At 28.4% G+C, this 1617-nt stretch carries 2 protein-coding genes; both read left to right on the forward strand.

What is annotated here, in order from left to right:
* Positions 1-160: 160 nt before the first annotated feature.
* Positions 161-787 carry a hypothetical protein gene (locus ACVCXO_RS00300; RefSeq protein WP_055446234.1) on the forward strand — a complete coding sequence of 209 codons (627 nt, stop codon included), beginning with the start codon at positions 161-163 and terminating at the stop codon, positions 785-787.
* Between the two features lie 132 nt (positions 788-919).
* Positions 920-1390 carry a hypothetical protein gene (locus tag ACVCXO_RS00305; RefSeq protein WP_452227605.1) on the forward strand — a complete coding sequence of 157 codons (471 nt, stop codon included), beginning with the start codon at positions 920-922 and terminating at the stop codon, positions 1388-1390.
* Positions 1391-1617 lie beyond the last annotated feature (227 nt).

The raw sequence follows: 1617 nt of genomic DNA on the forward strand, positions 1-1617 counted from the left end.
ACTATGAAAAGACCTATAGATAACAACGTATATAATTAATGGCTAGTTTTAGCTTGCTTACGAAAATCTTTGCAGATTTTCTATTCCGTTTTTATTTACTAAATTAGGTGCTGAAACACGCCACTAATCATATACAAACACGTTGTACAACATTTGAGAAATGACTTCCGAAATCGAGAAAAGTAATAGAAAAATACTGTACTTACTGAAAAAGAAATTCCCAATGGAAGTTGCAAAAGGAATTCGATTTGATTTAAGTAAATATTCAATTATTCCAAAAGGTAAGTTTTTAAAAAACATCTACACTTGGAAATTAACGGAATTTGATTTTGATATTTATTTACTATCTATTCGCAATTCATATAAAACTGAAATAATGGGAACTGGCGGAGAGTCAATGGTTGAAATAGATACTGAAAGCAAACATAATGGTTTGATTTTAAAAACCGAATCAAATCTTCCTGAACTAATAATTAGACCTGCTTATCTGAAAGAAAAAATTGCAAATCTAATCCTCAGATTTGACAAAAAACTTGATGATAGAAAAGAGTTCAACAAAAAATACATTTTGGAATCGTCATTAAGCCAAACAAAATTAGAAAACATAATAACACGAAATTTAACAGATGAATTGATTAAAGTCAATGGATTTAGTTTGGAATTTAAAGACAATACAATCTTTTTAAAATTCGAAAAAGAATTTAATGAGGAAGATTCTATTAAACTTATAAAACTTGGAAAAACAATAGAAACGGAATTAAAAAACGTTGTACAACACCGTATATAATTTATTGCTAGTTCTAGCCTACTTACGAAAACCCTCGCGGATTTTCTATTCGGTTTTTATTTGCTAAATTTAGTGCTTAAACACGCAACAAACCATATACAAACACGTTGTAAGCAATTTGAGAAAAAAACGATGAACATTAAGAAATACATACGAACTGAATCAAAAAGTTGGCTGATTGCTCTCTTATTTTTCTTCGTAATGTTGTTTTTTGGAAAAGCGCTGGAATATATAAAATCTATATCCGAGTTGAATCCAATATTCTTAATTGGACAAATTTTGCTGATTATAATTTTTGGGTTTTCATTTCTCTTCTACTCTATTTACGCAGACGGATTAGAGTACAATGAAAAACTTGAATTTAGAGAGTATGAAACTGAAGATGCTGAAAGGTTAAAACGGAATTTAAAAAAGATGTTGGGAATTTTTTCTGTGAGCTCAATTTTATGGATAATTGGAAACGTTATAATCGGAATTGAATATGGAAATTCTGAAAACCTAAAATATCTGATTGGAATTATAGTAATTCCATTAATTATAAACGGAATAATGATTTATATTTATAACGGATTAAAAACTGCTTACAACACCGTATATAATTAATGGCTGGTTTTAGCTTGTTTACGAAAATCTTTGCAGATTTTCTATTCGGTTTTTATTTGCTAAATTACGTACTTAAACACGCCACTAATCATATACAAACACGTTGGCATTCATTGTTACAAACGTCGTAACTTAATCAATCGTTTCTTTTTAAAACAGTCTCAATATAATTATGAGTGGTTAGATATTCTTCTTTAAGATTTCTAAGATATTTAATTATTTTGGTG

The organism is Lacinutrix sp. MEBiC02404 (genome assembly GCF_053601575.1).

Coding starts and splice junctions, on each gene's coding strand:
- ACVCXO_RS00300 (WP_055446234.1), top strand. CDS start 161: ATGACTTCCGAAATCGAGAAAAGTAATAGAAAAATACTGTACTTACTG.
- ACVCXO_RS00305 (WP_452227605.1), top strand. CDS start 920: ATGAACATTAAGAAATACATACGAACTGAATCAAAAAGTTGGCTGATT.